The organism is Stutzerimonas sp. CXK-1 (assembly GCF_057738225.1).
On sequence record NZ_CM173217.1, the window covers coordinates 2,556,248 to 2,568,426 of the forward strand.

The following is a 12,179-nucleotide window of genomic DNA, read 5'->3' on the forward strand; positions in this document are numbered from 1 at the left end:
CTTGCATTTCTCGCATTTACTGTCCGTCGGGGCTGTCGATCACCAGGCTCACGCCAGGCGCATCCGCAGCCGGCTCAAGCACCTCGCTCTGACCGATCCATTGCCCTTTGGTTGCATTCCCCTCGCGTGAAATACGCGCGGTGAGCTGAACCTGGGAGTAATTCGACATCTTGAGTTGCGGCATCATCGCATCGGCGTCACCAAGGCTGACCTTCGCGGGCAAGTCAGCCACGCTGAGCCGCTTGACGGCCAAGGGTATCTTCGGCCCGGACACGGCGCGGGCGAACACGAACACGCTGTCTTGCTGATCGACCTTGGTCTTGAGCTCCGGCGCAAGGTCTACCTGCACCTGCAATGTGACCGCTTGCTGGGCAACCGCCGGTGGCACAGCTGGCGCCGCGTCCCCCAGCTCCTGTCGCGCACGAGCGATCCCGCCCTGTATGGCCTCGCGCGATGGGTCCTGCTCAGGCAGCGTCGCCACCAGGCGCTCCCAGTAGCCGATGGCGTCGGCGTAGCGCTTCTCCTCGAATGCGGCGATACCGAGCAAGCCGAGGGTCGTAACCTCCTGCGGATCGCCTTTAAGCGCCTCGTCGGTCAAAGCCTGGAGTTCCTCGCTCCACTGACGGTCATTGGCGAAGTAGCGCGCCTGAGCCAACTGTCCAAGCAGCTCAGGCTGCCGCCCCGCCAGTGCGATCACCCGATCGAATGCCTTGGCCGAGTCGGCAGGGCGCTCCTGACTCATGTAGGCGCGCCCGAGGAAGTACCACCCCTCGGCCGAATCCGGCTGGGCTTCGACGGCCTGCTCGAGACGCACGACCATCTCCTCCATCGAACGAGGTTGCTCGGAGAACTGGCGAGCCAGCAGCACCTTGTCACTGGCGCCCCAATGCAGATACAGACCAAAGCCCAGCAAGGGCACCAGAAACGCCAGAATCAGCGGCACCGCGCGTCCAAGGCGACCGCTACGCTGTGGCTCAGCCCCTTCGGTATCGCTCAGCAACTCGCGCGCAGCATCGGCCTTGCCTGCCTCGTACTGCGCCTCGGTAAGCGTACCTGCCGCGAACTGCGCGGACAGTTCGTCCAGGCGCTCCTGATAGAGCGCGACGTTCAGTGCAGTACGGTCTTCTTCGGCCTGCGCCTTGCGGCCACGCATGATCGGCAGCAACAGAATGGCAAGGGCCGCCAGCAGCAACAGGCCGGCAGCGATCCAGAAATCGGTCATGGCTCTTTCTTGTCCAGCAGGGAGGCCAGGCGCTGGCGCTCGGCTTCGGTGAGAGTTTGGGCCGCAGGCGTGCTGTCCACGCGACGGCGGCGCACGATGATGAACGCCAGCACGCCAAGCCCGAGGATCAGCAGCGCGGCGGGCCCGTACCAGAGCAGCAGCGTGGTTTTGGTTACCGGCGGCCGATAGCGAACGAAGTCACCGTAGCGGGCAACCAGATAATCAATGATCTGGTCGTTGCTCTGGCCCTCCTCCAGCATGCGAAAGATCTCCTTGCGAAGATCCATTGCAATCGGCGCGTTTGAGTCGGCGATGTTCTGGTTCTGGCACTTGGGGCAGCGCAGCTCTTCGGTGAGCGTCCGGTAGCGCTCACGTTCGGCTTCATCACGAAACTCGTAAGTATCGATTGCACCATAGGCCACGAGACTGATGAGCAAGCCGACGAACACGGCGAGGAGCGAGCGCATCATTTTTCTTCCACCAGCGCCTGGTAAAGCGGCGCAAGCTGCTCACGCCAGACGCGCTCGTCAATCACGCCAACGAACTTGTGGCGAATGACGCCCTGCTTGTCGATCAGGAACGTCTCGGGCGCGCCGTAGACCCCCAGATCGAGCCCGAGCGAGCCCTGCTCATCACGGATGTCGAGCTGGTACGGATTGTGAAACTCGCGCAGCCACTTGCGCGCAGCGGCATTGTCGTCCTTGTAATTGACGCCGTAGATCACCACGCCCTGCTCTGCCAGCGCGTTCAGCACAGGGTGCTCGACCTTGCACGACACGCACCAGGTCGCCCATACGTTGAGCAGCGCCGGCTTGCCCTTGAGATCATCCTGCGTGAGCAGCTGTTGCTCGTCGGTCACAGAAGGCAGCGAGAAAGCAGGCACCGGCTTGCCGATGAGGGCCGACGGCAATTCGGACGGATCGAGGAACAGCCCCCGGTAGAGGAACACCGCTACCACCAGGAATATCACCAGTGGTAGCAACAACAGCAGTCTTCTCACATCAGGCTCCTTGTCCTGCCAGCCCCAGCGCTTCACGCACCCGGGTCTTGACCTTCACTCGATAACGCCGGTCACTCGCCGCCAGCACGCCGCCGAATGCCATCATCAGACCGCCGAGCCAGATCCAGCGTACGAAGGGCTTGATGTGCACGCGCACCGCCCAGGCACCGTCGCCCAGTGGCTCACCGAGCGCCACGTAGAGATCGCGGGTGAATCCAGGGTCGATACCTGCTTCGGTCATCGGCATCTGCTGCACCGTGTAAAGCCGTTTTTCCGGATGCAACGTCGCGATCTGGCGCTCGCCATCGAACACGCGGACCGTAGCCCGATCAGAAGTGAAGTTCGGCCCTTCGTGGTGCTCGGCACCGTCGAAGACGAAATGGTAGCCACCCAGCTCGAGCGACTCGCCAGGCGCCAGACGCAGGTCCCGCTCGGCGCTCTGATGGCTGGTCAGCACCACGCCAATCGCGCAGACCGCAAGGCCCAGGTGCGCCAGGTGCATGCCCCAGTAGCTCGGGCTCAGGCCGCGTGCGCCTTTGACCAGTCCCTTGTGACGAGTCTTGTCGAGCAGGTCGCGCACTGCAGCCAGGACGACCCAGGCCGCCAGCAGACAGACCGCCAGCACAGCGAAATTGAAGTCACCGAAGACCAACGAACCGAGGCCTCCAAGCACCACGGCTGCGATCAGCACCGGACCGAGCATGCCCAGCAGCCATTTCAGCGGCGTATCCTTCCAGCGCACCAGCACGCCAACACCGAGCGTCAGCATCAGTGCCGCCATCAAGGGCACGAACATGGCATTGAAATAGGGTGGCCCGACCGACAGCTTGGCACCGGAAATGGCGTCCAGCAGCAGCGGGTAAAGCGTGCCGAGCAGAATCATCGCAGTGGCCACGACCAGCAGCAGGTTGTTCACCAGCAACAGGGTTTCTCGCGACCAGAGCCCGAAGCCAACCTGACTCTTGACCACCGGCGCGCGCAGCGCGAACAGGGTCAGCGAGCTGCCGACCACGAGCAGCAGGAATACCAGGACGAACACACCGCGTTCCGGATCGGTGGCGAACGCGTGCACCGAGGTCAGCACGCCGGAACGGACCAGGAAGGTGCCCAGCAGGCTGAGGGAGAACGCGGCGATGGCGAGCAGGACCGTCCAGCTCTTGAACACTCCGCGCTTCTCGGTCACTGCCAGCGAGTGGATCAGCGCGGTACCAACCAGCCAGGGCATGAAGGAGGCATTTTCCACCGGATCCCAGAACCACCAGCCGCCCCAGCCGAGTTCATAGTAGGCCCACCAGGAACCGAGCGAGATGCCGACACCGAGGAAGGCCCAGGCCACCAGCGTCCAGGGACGCGACCAGCGCGCCCAGGCGGCATCGAGGCGGCCGCCCAGCAAAGCGGCGATGGCAAAGGCAAAGGCCACCGAAAAGCCGACGTAACCCATGTAGAGCATCGGCGGGTGCACGATCAGGCCGAAATCCTGCAGCAGCGGATTGAGATCGCGCCCATCGCCCGGCGCCTGCGGCAACAGGCGGGTAAACGGGTTGGAGGTGACGATGAGAAACAGCAGGAAGCCGACGCTGATCAACCCCATTACGCCGAGCACGCGCGCCAGCATGTCCTCCGGCAATTGCCGCGAAAAGACCGCCACGGCAAAGGTCCAGCCGGACAGAATGAACGCCCAGAGCAGCAGCGAACCCTCGTGCGCCCCCCACACCGCACTGAACTTGTAATACCAGGGCAATGCGCTGTTGGAGTTCTGCGCCACGTAGGCGACCGAGAAATCGTCGACCATGAACGCATAGCTCAGGCAAACGAAGGCGAAGGCGAGGAAAACGAACTGGCCATAGGCCGCCGGCTGCCCCAGCCCCATCCACATACGGTCGCCACGCCAAGCACCGATCAGCGGCAGAGTCGCCTGCACGGCCGCCAGGCACAAGGCAAGGATCATGGCCAGATGGCCGAGCTCCGGAATCATTTCTGATACTCCTGCTTGCCGCCTTCGTAGTGTTTCATCATGCCGCTCTTTTCCAGGGCCTGACTGACCTCCGGCGGCATGTAGTTTTCATCGTGCTTGGCTAACACCTCATCGGCGACCAACACGCCCTCCTCGTTCACCCGTCCGAGCGCGACGATGCCCTGACCTTCACGGAACAGGTCAGGAAGGATGCCCTGATAGCGGATGGTCACCGTGGCGGCGCCATCGGTTACGCGAAAGGCCACGCTCAACGAATCATTGCTGCGCTGTACCGACCCGTTCTCGACCAGGCCGCCTGCTCGAATGCGAGTTCCCTGCGGCGCCTCGCCGGCCGCGATCTGGCTTGGCGTGTAGAACAGGTTGATGTTCTGCTGCAGCGCCGACAAGGCCAGGGCCACCGCGATGCCCACCCCCGCCAGGATCGCCAGGACGATGAACAACCGCTTTTTGCGCACCGGATTCACTTCACTTCCTCCCGGCGCAAACGGCGCGCCTCTTCTTGCAGGTGACGCCGACGCGCCAGCAGCGGCAGCGCGACGTTGAGCAGCAGGACCGCCAGGCTGATGCCGTAGGATGTCCAGACATAGACGCCATGGTTGCCCATGGCGACGAATTCGGCGAAGGATGAAAAATTCACGCGTCTTTCCCCACCAGCGTTCTGATCTCGGACTTCACCCAGCTGCTGCGCGACTCGCGTCGCAGCACTTCCAGACGCATGCGCATCAACAGCACCGTGGCGAAGAAGCAGTAGAAGCCGATCACCATGATCAGCAGCGGCAGCCACATTTCCACGGGCATCGCCGGCTTTTCGGTGATCTTGAACGTCGCCGGCTGGTGCAGTGTGTTCCACCACTCGACCGAATACTTGATGATCGGGATATTCACCACGCCGACGATCGCCAGGACCGCGCAGGCCTTCGCCGCACTGTCACGGTTGCTGATCGCCTGACCGAGCGCAATGACACCGAAGTACAGGAACAGAAGGATTAGCATGGAGGTCAGCCGAGCATCCCAGACCCACCAGGCGCCCCAGGTCGGCTTGCCCCACACCGCGCCGGTGAGCAAGGCGATGAAGGTCATCCAGGCGCCGATCGGCGCAGCCTGCTGCAGGGCGACATCGGCGAGTTTCATTTTCCAGATCAGCCCGACCGCCCCCGCCACGGCGAGCATTACATAGACCGACTGGGCGAGAAACGCGGCGGGCACATGGATGTAGATGATCCGAAAGCTGTTGCCCTGCTGGTAGTCCTGCGGCGCGAAGGCCAAGGCCCAAACGGTACCAACGACGATCAGAACCCCGGCTGCCCAGGCGAACCAGGGCAACCAGCGGCCACTGATTTCGTAGAACCATTTGGGCGAACCCAGCTTGTGAAACCACGTCCAATTCATCGCAAGACTCATCGCTAGGGGAGGCTCTCAGGGCCTCCGACTGTCGGAAAACCTCATTCGCCGACGCTGATTCTCAGGCCAGCGGCGATTGCAAAGGGGGTCAGAGTAACCGCCAGGGCGGTCAGGCTGGCCAGCCACAACAGATGACCGGCCGCCGGCAATCCCTGCAGCGCCGCCTGGAGTGCCCCGCTGCCAAGAATCAGTACCGGGATATACAGCGGCAGAATCAGCAAGGCCAGCAACAGGCCGCCCCGCTTGAGACCGACGGTCAGTGCCGCACCAACTGCGCCGAGCAGGCTGAGAATGGGCGTTCCCAGCAGCAACGACAGCAGGAGCACCGGCAGGGTGCGAAGCGGCAGGCCCAGCATCATGCCGAGCAGCGGCGCCAGTAAAACCAGCGCCAGACCGGAAAAGACCCAGTGTGCCAGCACCTTGGCAAGCACCAGAAGCGGCAGAGGGTGCGGCGAAACGACCCACTGTTCCAGAGAGCCATCCTCGAAATCGCTACGGAACAGCCCGTCCAGCGAGAGCAGCACGGCCAGCAACGCCGCTACCCAGACCAGGCCCGGCGAAATGCTCTGCAACAGTTGCGACTCCGGGCCGACAGCCAGAGGGAACAGCGCGATGACGATGGCGAAGAACACCAGGGGGTTGGCCAGCTCTGCCGGCCGACGGAACAACAGGCGGCTTTCGCGTGCCAGCAGTAGCGTGAAGACGTTACTCATGCCGCGCGCTGCCCCAGGTCGAGTTCACGGTAGCCGGAGGGCGTCTGCGCCAGGCTGTGATGGGTGGTCAGCACCACCAGTCCGCCCGCCTCGCAGTGCTGGGCCAGGTGCGCCTCGAGCTGGGCGACCCCGAGCTTGTCCAGCGCGGTAAAGGGCTCGTCGAGGACCCACAAGGGCGGCGGCGCGAGATAGAGTCGGGCCAGCGCAACTCGACGCTGCTGGCCGGCCGACAAGGTATGACAGGGTACATCTTCGAAACCGCGCAGTCCGACACTGGCCAGCGCCTGCCAGATGGCCTCTCGCTCGGCGGGCTGATGCAGCGCACAGAGCCAGCTGAGGTTTTCTTCGGCGGTGAGGAGCCCCTTGATACCGGCCGCGTGCCCGATCCACAGGAGGTTGCGCGCCAGCTCGCCCCGTTGGGCCTGTAACGGCGCGCCCTTGAGCAGCACCTCGCCGGCGGTCGGTTGCATCAGACCGCAGAGCAAGCGCAACAGGCTGGTCTTGCCACTGCCATTGGGCCCGGCAATCTGCAGCATGTCGCCACGATCCAGGCGGAGATCCAGCCGCTCGAACAACAGACGCCAGTCCCGCTCGCAGGCGAGCGCCACGGCTTCGAGAAAGGGTGTTGTCACGCTGGCGGCACCTCAAGATGGAAAAAGCTCAGCCGCTATACTCTGGCGGCTGGCCGGGCGGTCGCGATTATACATGCCAGGCTCTCGTGCCGAAGGCAGCGAACGCGAAAGGTTGTAAGCGCATTTGAGGGGAAGATGACCGAGATCAAGAGCGTCCAGGCCATGCCGCCGGCAGCTGCCGTGCGCAACAGCACGGCAGCCGTGGATCTCGCCTTGCGCCTGCTACAGCCCATGCAAGGTCTGCTCGGTCCTGGCGAGACCGCTGAGGCCGAGGTCGTATCGATCAAGGAAGCGCTGCAGAGCTTTCAGCTGGTACTGCGCCTGACACAGGAGAACGGTCGGCAGACCACGCTTGAGGCTACCAGCACCAGGCCCGTCCTGCCCGGCGCGACCTATGCAGTCGCGGCGCTCTCCGACAGCCGACTCATGGCACAACTGCAACCTGGGCGCAGCCAGACGCTGCAGAGTATCGACCTCTCGCTGCTGCCGGTCGGCACGGTCATTCAGGGCAAGGTCGTCGGCAGCGCCCAGTTGACCGATGCCAGCGGTCGTCCCAGCTTTCAGATTGCGTTCAAGCTGCTCGACACCCCGCTATCCGGGCAGACAATGCTGATCGAGTCCAGCCGCCCGCTGGCGCTGGGCAGCCTGATGACCGCTCAGGTTCAGGGCGGGCAGGCGCTGAACTTCATTCCGCTTGGCGGGCTGCTTGACCAGTTGCAGCTATCCCAGCACCTTGCGGCGCAGCAAGGTCGACAGGCTTCGCTCGAAGGGGTTTTCCATGCCCTGCAGGGCATGGGCAACAACCTGCCGGAAAATTTGCGCAGCACGGTGTCGCAGTTGCTCGGGCTCGTGCCGGATGTCGAACAGCTCGGCGACCCGAAAACCCTCGCCGAGACATTGAGCGCGAGCGGCGTCTTCCTCGAGGCGCGCCTGCTCGCCGGACTCACGGGTAGCGCTCCGGCCGATGTCAAGGCACTGCTGCTCCGGCTGCTGGCGCAGCTGCCAACCCAGCCAACCAGCACGCCGCAGCTGGCGGCGCAATCAGGCGCCGGCTTCGGTCAGGCGCTGCCCGCCTTCGCGCGTCAGGCGCTAGGCGCACTCGGCCAGGCCAACGCGCAGCAACTGGCCCTCAATTTCCCCTTGGGCGCCAGGCTGCCGGCCGGCATGGAAGAAGAAGTCGACCTGGAAATGCTCCTCAAACTGGCCGCCGCCGCCGTTTCGCGTCTGCAGACCCACCAGCTCTCGAGCCTGGCGCAAACGCACGTCACCCCGGACGGCAGCCAGTTGACCACCTGGCAACTGGAGTTGCCCATGCGCGATCGCCAGGACATCGTGCCGCTGCAGATCAAGCTGCAACGTGAGGCGCCCGCGCGCGAAAACAGCAAGGAGCAGCCTGAGCCCTTGTGGCGCGTGGAGCTGGCATTCGATCTCGCGCCGCTGGGCCCGCTGCAGGTCCAGGCTCAGCTCCAGCGCGGCTGCCTGTCCAGCCAGCTCTGGGCGGAACGGGCGAGCACCGCAAGCCTGGTCAGCGCCGAGCTCGAACACTTGCGCGAACGCCTGCTGTCAGCGGGCCTGCAAGTCGGCCAGCTCGACTGCCGCCAAGGTACGCCGCCCCAGGGCCCACGCACTTCGCTGGAGCAACGCTTCGTGGACGAAACCGCATGACCACCTCCCCACCCCGCCAGGCCATCGCCCTTAACTACGATGGCCAGAACACCCCGACGCTAACCGCCAAGGGTGACGATGAGTTGGCCGAGGCCATTCTCGCGCTGGCGCGCGAACATGAGGTTCCCATCTACGAAAATGCTGACCTGGTGCGCCTGCTGGCGCGCATGGAACTGGGGGACGCGATCCCCGAGTCGCTTTATCGCACCATCGCCGAAATCATCGCGTTCGCCTGGTACCTCAAGGGCAAGTGCCCTGCTGGGTTCGAACCCAATCCCGGCGAGCCGGCAGCGCCTCAGCATCCTATGCTCACGGGCCCAAAGCACTGAAGTAGGTCAGTTCCTCTGCCCCACTGGCCTGCGGCAGGTCGGCCAGTTGCCAGGCGAAATAGCCTTCGCGGAAGTAGAAGACCTGCTCGTAGCCCCAGGCGACCGCCATCTGCGCTGCCAGCGCACCGCTGGGGCAGACTGCGCTGTCGCAATAGACAACGAGCGGCGCATGGCGCGGCAGGTCTGCCGAGGCAAGGCTTTGGAAACGGGTCGCCAGATCCAGATGCAGGGCCCCCCGAATGTGTCCCCAGGCCCACTCACGCTCCGGCCGCACGTCGACGAAGATTGCGCCCAGCTCGTGCAGCTGCCTGGCCTGGGCGATATTCACGGTCAGCGCACCATCCACCGAATCCGGCGCCTCGCCGGCCTGGAGGCCAGCCGGTACCAGCACGAAGAACAGCATCAGAATACGCAGCATCGCTCCTCCTCCCTGTTGATCAGGGGGCAGCGGACCAAGGGTCGATATGCGTTGGAGGGTGACGCAGCAGCCACGGTTCCGCACTACGGGGAATCCGATGGCTCAGGGCTTTTGCCGGGCCTTGTGCAGCTTGCTCATGAGCTCGGCTTCGGACTGCGACAGCCCGCAGGATTGCGTCAGATCATCGACGCTGGCGCCCATGCCAACCAGCTTGGCGGCCTGGGAGAAGGAAAAGTTGTTCGGGTCACGCTGCTCGAGCTGGACCATCCGCTCGGGCAGCGGCGACACCACACGATTGAGTTCATCGAGCCGCTCGCCCATGCGCATGCTACCTTCGGCGAATACCTCCAGCTGCTGGGCGAGCTCCTTGATCCGTCGATCGCGGATCGCGTCGCGCTTGGCCTGCTCCTCCGCCTGGCGCCGCTGCTGCTTGAGCAGCCACAGGCAGAAGCCGAGCAAGCCCAGGCACCCCACCGCCAAGGCTACGACCGACGCGACCAGCGACAGGATCAGCATGTATCAGATGCTCTCAAGTTCCGCCCATTCTTCTTCGCTCATCATCTTGTCGAGTTCGACCAGAATCAGCAGTTCGCCGTTCTTGTTGCACACGCCCTGGATGAACTTGGCCGACTCGTCGTTACCGACGTTCGGCGCCGTCTCGATCTCCGACTGCCGCAGGTAGACCACCTCGGCCACGCTATCGACCATGATGCCGATCACCTGGCGGTCGGCCTCGATGATGACGATACGAGTATTGTCGCTGACCGGGGCCGGCGCCAGGCCGAAGCGCTGACGGGTGTCGATCACGGTCACCACGTTGCCACGCAGGTTGATGATGCCCAGCACATAGCTCGGCGCACCGGGGACCGGCGCGATTTCGCTGTAGCGCAGCACTTCCTGGACCTGCATCACGTTGATGCCATAGGTCTCGTTATCCAGACGGAACGTAACCCACTGCAGTACGGGATCTTCGGCACCCTGCGCGGAAGTCATCTTCATAGTCTCACCTTCTCCAGAACCGCAACGGCGGTCGTCTTATCGGGGGCGGGCAATGCCCGCGGCAAATGGGTTACTCAGTGCCTTGCAACTGAGGGACGCAACTGACGAATCGCGCCACTGGCGATCAGCTCGGCCAGCGCCGTCACGTCCATCAGCGCACACATGTGTTCGATCACCGTCCCGGCCAGCCACGGTCTTTGCGTACGCTGCGTGCGCCACTTGACCTCGCTCGGGTCGAGGCGAATGGAGCGACTGACCTGATGCACTGCCAAGCCCCACTCGTAGCCCTGCACGGAAATGACGTACTGCAACCCTTCGCGGAAATCGTCTCGGTAGCGGTCGGGCATCACCCAGCGCGCCGTGTCGAGTACCTTGAGGTTGCCGGCCTGCGAGGGCAGGATGCCGAGGAACCAGTCGGGCTGGCCAAACAAGGGCGTCAGCTCCTGCCCTTCAAGCGGATAGATCGAGCCCAGGCAGACCAACGGTACGGCCAGGGTCAGTCCGGCGACGTCGAACAGCAGGCACTCGAAGGGCTCCCGCGCCCAGTCTGGCTGACCATCGAGCGCTGGCCCGGCGGGCTCCGCGGGTTCTGGTTCGGGCTGCACCAGTGGCACCACCGGTGCGACGACAACCTCCTCCACCACCCGCAAATGCACCGGCTCGACGGGCGCCGGGGCTACAGGCGGCTGCGCAGCGGGCGGCACGGTCTGCTGACGCTGGTGATCGCGCTGCTGCTCTTCGAGTACCGCCGCCTGGAACTCGTCAAGGGTGACCGAGGCCAGCGGAGCCTGCTCGAGTTCCTGCGTCGCATCCTGCAACAGCGCGTCGAGATAGGACTGCAGGGCCAACTGGGAGCGCGTTTCGGCTATGACGGGGCGACTCATCGAATCAGTCCGCTATGGAATTCGTTACAGGCTATCGGCCGCTGGCGCGGCGAACTTGAGCGAGGCGCAAGGCAGTTCGTCGACACGTCAGGCCACCTGCGGCGACGCCTGGCGCGCCAGCAGATGCTTGAGCAGCGCCTTGTAGGCGAGTACGGCCCGGCTGCCGGGATCGAACTGCGAAGGCGTGACGCCGGCACGGCTGGCATCACGCAGGCGGGTATCGACCGGAATGAATGCCGGCCACAGATTCTCTTCGTAGCCCGCTCGCAGCACCTTGAGCGTATTCATCGACGCCTGCGTCCGGCGATCGAAGAGTGTCGGAACGATGACGTAGGGCAGCGGCTGGCGTCGCGAACGATTGATCATCGCCAGCGTGCCGACCATCCGCTCCAGGCCCTTCATGGCAAGAAATTCGGTCTGTACCGGAATGATCAGCTGCTGGCTCGCGGCGAGCGCGTTGACCATCAGCACGCCAAGCAACGGCGGGCTGTCGATGATCGCGTAATCGAAGTCCTGCCACATCTGCGACAGACTCTTGGCGATGACCAGGCCCAGGCCGTTCTGGCCTGGCGACTGACGTTCCAGGGTGGCCAACACCGTGCTCGACGGCAGCAGCGATATGCGTTCATGGCTGGTGGATAGCAGCAACTGCCACGGTAATCCTTCGGGCACCGTGCCCTGATGCTGGAACAGATCGAAGACGCTGTGCTCCAGGTTGTCCGGATCGTGGCCGAAATAGCTGGTCATCGAGCCATGCGGATCCAGGTCGAGCACGACGACCCGCTTGCCGGAATCGGCGAGCAGACCAGCAAGGGCCACGGAAGTCGTGGTCTTGCCGACTCCGCCTTTCTGATTGGCTACTGCCCAGACTCTCATTTCAGTGTTCCACCCGGTTCAGACCAGACCGACGTTCACGGTCTGCAAGCAACGACGATGAATTG

General features: G+C 64.0%; 16 protein-coding genes. 2 read left to right on the forward strand and 14 right to left on the reverse strand.

The features are described 5' to 3' along the window. Window positions 1–16: 16 nt before the first annotated feature. From ccmI to ccmA, 9 genes are read right to left on the reverse strand one after another with little or no spacing between them, the layout of a single operon-like run. Window positions 17–1,222, reverse strand: a complete 1,206-nt coding sequence (gene ccmI, locus AC0KXH_RS11940; RefSeq protein WP_488223459.1) for a c-type cytochrome biogenesis protein CcmI — start codon at window positions 1,220–1,222, stop codon at window positions 17–19. Next, the gene (locus AC0KXH_RS11945; RefSeq protein ID WP_041106398.1) at window positions 1,219–1,692 is read right to left on the reverse strand and encodes a cytochrome c-type biogenesis protein; all 474 of its coding nucleotides are present in this window, start codon (window positions 1,690–1,692) and stop codon (window positions 1,219–1,221) included. Before AC0KXH_RS11945 ends, ccmI begins: the two co-directional genes overlap by 4 nt. Then, window positions 1,689–2,222, reverse strand: coding sequence for a DsbE family thiol:disulfide interchange protein (locus AC0KXH_RS11950; RefSeq protein WP_488223460.1), 534 nt, complete (start codon window positions 2,220–2,222; stop codon window positions 1,689–1,691). Before AC0KXH_RS11950 ends, AC0KXH_RS11945 begins: the two co-directional genes overlap by 4 nt. A 1-nt stretch (window position 2,223) precedes the next feature. Further along, window positions 2,224–4,197, reverse strand: coding sequence for a heme lyase CcmF/NrfE family subunit (locus AC0KXH_RS11955; RefSeq protein ID WP_043220898.1), 1,974 nt, complete (start codon window positions 4,195–4,197; stop codon window positions 2,224–2,226). Beyond that, window positions 4,194–4,661: a cytochrome c maturation protein CcmE gene (gene ccmE, locus AC0KXH_RS11960; protein WP_041106404.1), complete on the reverse strand. Its 468-nt coding sequence runs from the start codon at window positions 4,659–4,661 to the stop codon at window positions 4,194–4,196. The genes AC0KXH_RS11955 and ccmE overlap by 4 nt, the downstream gene beginning before the upstream one ends. Beyond that, complete coding sequence (gene ccmD, locus AC0KXH_RS11965) at window positions 4,658–4,834, reverse strand: heme exporter protein CcmD (RefSeq protein ID WP_041106406.1); 177 nt, start codon at window positions 4,832–4,834, stop codon at window positions 4,658–4,660. The genes ccmE and ccmD overlap by 4 nt, the downstream gene beginning before the upstream one ends. Then, a complete protein-coding gene (locus AC0KXH_RS11970) occupies window positions 4,831–5,586 on the reverse strand; it encodes a heme ABC transporter permease (protein WP_043220900.1) in 756 nt (251 codons plus the stop codon). Before AC0KXH_RS11970 ends, ccmD begins: the two co-directional genes overlap by 4 nt. Window positions 5,587–5,639: 53 nt before the next feature. Then, window positions 5,640–6,311, reverse strand: a complete 672-nt coding sequence (gene ccmB / locus AC0KXH_RS11975; RefSeq protein ID WP_041106409.1) for a heme exporter protein CcmB — start codon at window positions 6,309–6,311, stop codon at window positions 5,640–5,642. Then, the gene (gene ccmA, locus AC0KXH_RS11980; protein ID WP_061339058.1) at window positions 6,308–6,943 is read right to left on the reverse strand and encodes a cytochrome c biogenesis heme-transporting ATPase CcmA; all 636 of its coding nucleotides are present in this window, start codon (window positions 6,941–6,943) and stop codon (window positions 6,308–6,310) included. Before ccmA ends, ccmB begins: the two co-directional genes overlap by 4 nt. A 135-nt stretch (window positions 6,944–7,078) precedes the next feature. On the opposite strand from ccmA, the gene fliK reads away from it, so the two are divergent. Further along, on the forward strand, window positions 7,079–8,608 hold the full coding sequence (gene fliK / locus AC0KXH_RS11985; protein ID WP_488223461.1) for a flagellar hook-length control protein FliK: 1,530 nt from the start codon (window positions 7,079–7,081) through the stop codon (window positions 8,606–8,608). After that, window positions 8,605–8,937, forward strand: a complete 333-nt coding sequence (locus AC0KXH_RS11990; protein WP_041106414.1) for an EscU/YscU/HrcU family type III secretion system export apparatus switch protein — start codon at window positions 8,605–8,607, stop codon at window positions 8,935–8,937. Before fliK ends, AC0KXH_RS11990 begins: the two co-directional genes overlap by 4 nt. Here the strand turns inward: AC0KXH_RS11990 and AC0KXH_RS11995 are convergent. The 5 genes from AC0KXH_RS11995 to AC0KXH_RS12015 form a co-directional block, all read right to left on the reverse strand. Next, a complete protein-coding gene (locus AC0KXH_RS11995) occupies window positions 8,918–9,355 on the reverse strand; it encodes a rhodanese-like domain-containing protein (protein WP_488223462.1) in 438 nt (145 codons plus the stop codon). The two genes, AC0KXH_RS11990 and AC0KXH_RS11995, sit on opposite strands and share 20 nt — an antisense overlap. 102 nt (window positions 9,356–9,457) lie before the next feature. Continuing rightward, window positions 9,458–9,871 carry a DUF2802 domain-containing protein gene (locus AC0KXH_RS12000; RefSeq protein ID WP_041106418.1) on the reverse strand — a complete coding sequence of 138 codons (414 nt, stop codon included), beginning with the start codon at window positions 9,869–9,871 and terminating at the stop codon, window positions 9,458–9,460. A 3-nt stretch (window positions 9,872–9,874) separates the two neighbouring features. Further along, window positions 9,875–10,354 (reverse strand): chemotaxis protein CheW, encoded by a 480-nt coding sequence (locus AC0KXH_RS12005; protein ID WP_041106420.1) that lies wholly within the window; start codon window positions 10,352–10,354, stop codon window positions 9,875–9,877. 74 nt (window positions 10,355–10,428) lie between these two features. Next, window positions 10,429–11,238 (reverse strand): CheW domain-containing protein, encoded by an 810-nt coding sequence (locus AC0KXH_RS12010; protein ID WP_061340625.1) that lies wholly within the window; start codon window positions 11,236–11,238, stop codon window positions 10,429–10,431. Window positions 11,239–11,325: 87 nt separating this feature from the next. Then, window positions 11,326–12,114, reverse strand: coding sequence for a ParA family protein (locus tag AC0KXH_RS12015; protein WP_041106424.1), 789 nt, complete (start codon window positions 12,112–12,114; stop codon window positions 11,326–11,328). Window positions 12,115–12,179: the final 65 nt, after the last annotated feature.

Excerpts from the sequence above, each read along its gene's own strand:
- ccmI (WP_488223459.1), bottom strand. The coding sequence starts at position 1,222 with ATGACCGATTTCTGGATCGCTGCCGGCCTGTTGCTGCTGGCGGCCCTT.
- AC0KXH_RS11945 (WP_041106398.1), bottom strand. The coding sequence starts at position 1,692 with ATGATGCGCTCGCTCCTCGCCGTGTTCGTCGGCTTGCTCATCAGTCTC.
- AC0KXH_RS11955 (WP_043220898.1), bottom strand. The coding sequence starts at position 4,197 with ATGATTCCGGAGCTCGGCCATCTGGCCATGATCCTTGCCTTGTGCCTG.
- AC0KXH_RS11970 (WP_043220900.1), bottom strand. The coding sequence starts at position 5,586 with ATGAATTGGACGTGGTTTCACAAGCTGGGTTCGCCCAAATGGTTCTAC.
- ccmB (WP_041106409.1), bottom strand. The coding sequence starts at position 6,311 with ATGAGTAACGTCTTCACGCTACTGCTGGCACGCGAAAGCCGCCTGTTG.
- fliK (WP_488223461.1), top strand. The coding sequence starts at position 7,079 with ATGACCGAGATCAAGAGCGTCCAGGCCATGCCGCCGGCAGCTGCCGTG.
- AC0KXH_RS11990 (WP_041106414.1), top strand. The coding sequence starts at position 8,605 with ATGACCACCTCCCCACCCCGCCAGGCCATCGCCCTTAACTACGATGGC.
- AC0KXH_RS11995 (WP_488223462.1), bottom strand. The coding sequence starts at position 9,355 with ATGCTGCGTATTCTGATGCTGTTCTTCGTGCTGGTACCGGCTGGCCTC.
- AC0KXH_RS12000 (WP_041106418.1), bottom strand. The coding sequence starts at position 9,871 with ATGCTGATCCTGTCGCTGGTCGCGTCGGTCGTAGCCTTGGCGGTGGGG.
- AC0KXH_RS12005 (WP_041106420.1), bottom strand. The coding sequence starts at position 10,354 with ATGAAGATGACTTCCGCGCAGGGTGCCGAAGATCCCGTACTGCAGTGG.
- AC0KXH_RS12010 (WP_061340625.1), bottom strand. The coding sequence starts at position 11,238 with ATGAGTCGCCCCGTCATAGCCGAAACGCGCTCCCAGTTGGCCCTGCAG.
- AC0KXH_RS12015 (WP_041106424.1), bottom strand. The coding sequence starts at position 12,114 with ATGAGAGTCTGGGCAGTAGCCAATCAGAAAGGCGGAGTCGGCAAGACC.